The organism is Gelidibacter sp. F63206 (genome assembly GCF_023015735.1).
Genome location: NZ_JALKAU010000044.1, coordinates 1 through 3,829 on the forward strand (window position 1 = coordinate 1; position 3,829 = coordinate 3,829).

Genomic DNA, 3,829 nt, shown 5'->3' on the forward strand with positions numbered 1-3,829 from the left:
ATAGCCTATAGTTTCTTGCCAAAAAAGCCAAGTATTAAATATCATACCGTAAAAACAGATCAACTCGTCCTTTTTTAATCGAACTCAGGTTATTACTTATAGCGATCCACAAATTTGGGAGGATGGTGATAATGACTCCTCCATTTTCATCCATAGAATTGCCACGAACCCTGATTTTAGAGGCAACAATTTCGTAAAACTCATTGCCGATTGGGCCAAGAATTTAGCACAAACACAAAACAGATCATTTATCAGAATGGATACTTGTGGCAAAAATGAACGCTTGATCAAGCATTATGAACAGTGCGGATTTAAGTTTTTGGGCACAAAAAAATTAAAAGACACCTCAGACTTACCTTCGCATTATAGCAATGCTGATGTTTGTTTTTTTGAAATTGAATTAGCTTAATATTATTGAGAAAGCCAATAGCGTCAAATTGGAATGTTGTCATTAAAAAAATTCGACGGGCCTTGAAAAAAAAGTGCCATTTTAGGTACGTTCCATTATTTTAAAAACCAGGTTGTGCAGTTCGGCATTGACTGGAATCTGACAGGCCAAACGGCTGTTTTCTGCTGTATCATGGATTTTAGAAAGCGTGAGTTTTTCATCAGCATCCATGGTTTGAGAAAGATGGCCTTCAAGAATCTGTATATGGCAAGTACCGCACCAGGCTCTTCCCTTACAATCACCCCAATCTTCGATATATTTATCAAAAAGGAGTTCCATTAAGCTGTGATATTCGTTGGTCCGGAATTGTGCTTTGCATTCCTCATCAAACTCATTGATGTAGGTCAGGACATAATTTTCTGATATCATCTTGGTTTTTTAATCTTTACACTATCAGCAAAAAATGAACACGTAATCATAAGCATTTGATTTTCCATTAATGGACAATATAGGCAATGCATCACTATTGACAAGTTACCATCAGTCAGTAATTGGATGGTTATCTGCTTTGGAATGGCGCAAGCAGGTGGGACAATCCTTGACTTCACTTTGTTTTAATCGAATGCCGTCAATATACTTTTTTACAAATCGTTGAATCCGCATATAACTGCCTTTATGGTTGTTGACGTCTATTTGCTTGTCTCTGAACACCTCACGGATCTTCGCATCGTATTGCTGATAGCCCCAACACACTGGACATGTGCCCTCAGGAGCTTTGCCTTTGGTTTCACTTTCTGGCTTTCGCAGAAACTGTACTATGTTTTCAATTAAATTCATTGCTTTATGGTTTTAATATTATTTTACCTCAATCTCTTTGCCTTGGCTCAGCGTTTCGCTATTGAAACTTAAGCCATCTTAAACAAAAGCTTAATGCCTTAGATGCTTCAGAAAATGGATGCCATAATCACAATGAAGTTTAAAAAAATCTTTATTGATCCAATTTCAGCATTTCTTCCATCGCAATTGACGCGTGGGCATAAGCTGCACCTGCTCGCATTTCAGAAGCAACCCAGATAGCTTCCATCATTTGTTCATTACTGGCACCTTTCATTTTTGCGGTTTTCGTATGGCCCTTTATACAGTTTGCACATTGGGTAACATGTGATATACCGAGGGCGATCAGCTGCTTTGTTTTTTCATCAAGTGCACCTGCACTAAACACGGCATTGCTAAAAGGTCGCCACGCCTCCACCTGTTTTGGTGCCAGATCGGCTTTTTTTCGTGCCATTTCTGGAGTTGATGTAGGATATAAACGTTCTTCCGTATTTCCCTCCATAGAATCTACAGCAATAGACGCATGGGTGTAAGCACCACTTGCCCTGCCTGCAGCCGCCACCCATATAGCTTCCATAATTTCTTCCTTACTGGCACCCTTACGCATGGCTTGCGGGGTGTGCGCTTTAATGCAATACGGACATTGGGTCACATGCGCTACCGCAACCGCAATCAATTGTTTGGTTTTTTCATCCAAAGCACCTGCCTCAAAAACCGTTCGGCTAAAATTTCGCCAGGCTTCTATTTGTTTGGGTGCTAAATCTGCTTTTTTACGGGCTAACTCTTTTGCGTTGTTCATTTCCTAATGTTTAATTGTTGATAATTATTGAAGTGTTGCATCCATAGTGATCTTTAAACTCAATGCTTTGCTCACCGGACAATTGTCTTTGGCAGCATTGGCACATTCCATAAATTTATCCTGATTGATATTCGGGATTTTGGCCTTGAGCGTCAAATGAGATCCGGTAAGTTCTAATTTATCAGCATCCATGGTCACTTCTGAGGACACGTCAAGTGCATCGGGTGTATAGCCTTCTTTCCCTAAAATGAGGCTTAAAGCCATCGCGAAGCAACCAGCATGGGCGGCTGCAAGTAATTCGTCTGGATTGGTACTCTTGCCTTCACCAAAACGGGAATTGAAACAGTATTGTGACTTGTCCAAAACCTTGCTTTGGGTAGTTAGTTTTCCTTCGCCTTCTTTTAAAGAGCCGTTCCATACGGCATTTGCTGTCCTTTTCATTGTGTTATTATTTATTGTTATTGTATATTGTTTTCTTGATTCCTGTTCTATATGAACTTCCCTGATTAGAGTTGACCGTTTTTAATTAATTTTCATTGTTAAAAATAGTCATCAATTTCCTTTCTTGATGCCTCAAAACAGAAAATTGTTTTATGAACCTTTCAGGACTCATTCTGTCGTTATTATTATGTAATCTTTTACTGTTATAATTCCTTACTGCTTTTGCTGTCATTCTTTTTAATTGACCGAAGTCCTTAGGTTTCCAATGATTCAAATATTCCTCTTTTATGGTTCTGTTGATACGCTCAGCAAAAGCATTATCCTGTGCGTTGAGTGCCATACTTATTTGACTCCCATTGTCCTTTAGAAGGCTGATGTACTCTTTATAGGTATATTGACTTCCTCTGTCACTGTGATGGAACAAAGGAGCCTCGTTTTCGTTCAACGCCATCTTTAAGGCATCCATATTCGCCTGTGCTCTCATGTTTTCAGAGACCTTATAGCCTACAATCTTCTTGGTATAGACATCTATTATAAAAACAGCGTAATAGTGTCTGTCCCCAATGGGTATATAGGTAATATCAGACTGCCATACCATTGATGGACGGTCAATTTTCATTCCTTTTATAAGGTTGGGATAATAGATCTTTGAAGCGATAGTTGTTCTTCTATAGTTCTTTTTACGCTTCAAACGATACCCAAGTTCCATCATAAGTTCTATAAACCGATCCCTTCCCATAAAGTTGGGTTTAAGTGTATAGTACATTTTCTCAACCCCACAACCTGGATGGTCCTCCCGCAGTTCGTCTGCTTCAAGGACCAGCTGTGCTGTTTTGCTATCAAAGATCTTTTGCCTAGTGCCGTACTGGGCAACGGCCTGTTTGCTCAGACCGACCTCTTTATAGAGACTGTTCAGGGAAAAACTCATTTTTTGTTTGTTCTCCCGGAACCAGTTGATTGTGGGGTGCCGAAGTTTTTTTTGATATCGATGTCAAGTTCATCCTTGGCAATCTCCATCATCTTTTCTAGATAATCAATCATTATCTGCTTGCGGCCTACAGTTCTCTCAAGCTCCTTTACACGGGCTTCGAGTTCTTTCATCCTTTTGTTGCTGCTGTCCTTCATCTCTATAATTCTAAATCCTTGTTCGTTAAAGGTAGAGAATTTATAAATCCAACTATAGATTGTAGAATTCCCAACACCATGCAGCTTCTCTAATTGAGGCACACTATACTTACCACTTTCAAAATCTGCAACAATCTTTTTCTTAAATTCAATTGAGTATTTACGCTGCTTGCGGATACTCCGTACATTTGCTTTCATAGTTTTCCACGCTTTAAGTGGTCAACCTATATCAGGGACGTACA

General features: G+C 39.4%; 7 protein-coding genes. 1 reads left to right on the forward strand and 6 read right to left on the reverse strand.

Annotated elements, in window-relative coordinates:
- Positions 1-148 precede the first annotated feature (148 nt).
- Positions 149-409, forward strand: a complete 261-nt coding sequence (locus tag MWU32_RS05435) for a hypothetical protein (RefSeq protein ID WP_410744424.1) — start codon at positions 149-151, stop codon at positions 407-409.
- Positions 410-490: 81 nt separating this feature from the next.
- Here the strand turns inward: MWU32_RS05435 and MWU32_RS01290 are convergent, their stop codons facing one another.
- The 6 genes from MWU32_RS01290 to MWU32_RS01320 all read right to left on the reverse strand — a co-directional run bounded on the left by MWU32_RS01290 (position 491) and on the right by MWU32_RS01320 (position 3,785).
- On the reverse strand, positions 491-817 hold the full coding sequence (locus tag MWU32_RS01290) for a 2Fe-2S iron-sulfur cluster-binding protein (protein WP_246937062.1): 327 nt from the start codon (positions 815-817) through the stop codon (positions 491-493).
- A 111-nt stretch (positions 818-928) separates the two neighbouring features.
- Positions 929-1,225, reverse strand: a complete 297-nt coding sequence (locus MWU32_RS01295) for a hypothetical protein (protein ID WP_246937064.1) — start codon at positions 1,223-1,225, stop codon at positions 929-931.
- 151 nt (positions 1,226-1,376) lie between these two features.
- Positions 1,377-2,021, reverse strand: a complete 645-nt coding sequence (locus tag MWU32_RS05440) for a carboxymuconolactone decarboxylase family protein (RefSeq protein ID WP_410744423.1) — start codon at positions 2,019-2,021, stop codon at positions 1,377-1,379.
- A gap of 24 nt (positions 2,022-2,045) precedes the next feature.
- Positions 2,046-2,462: an OsmC family protein gene (locus tag MWU32_RS01310; RefSeq protein WP_246937066.1), complete on the reverse strand. Its 417-nt coding sequence runs from the start codon at positions 2,460-2,462 to the stop codon at positions 2,046-2,048.
- Positions 2,463-2,547: 85 nt separating this feature from the next.
- Positions 2,548-3,390, reverse strand: coding sequence for an IS3 family transposase (locus MWU32_RS01315; protein WP_246937068.1), 843 nt, complete (start codon positions 3,388-3,390; stop codon positions 2,548-2,550).
- Positions 3,387-3,785, reverse strand: coding sequence for a transposase (locus MWU32_RS01320; RefSeq protein ID WP_246937070.1), 399 nt, complete (start codon positions 3,783-3,785; stop codon positions 3,387-3,389). Before MWU32_RS01320 ends, MWU32_RS01315 begins: the two co-directional genes overlap by 4 nt.
- Positions 3,786-3,829: the final 44 nt, after the last annotated feature.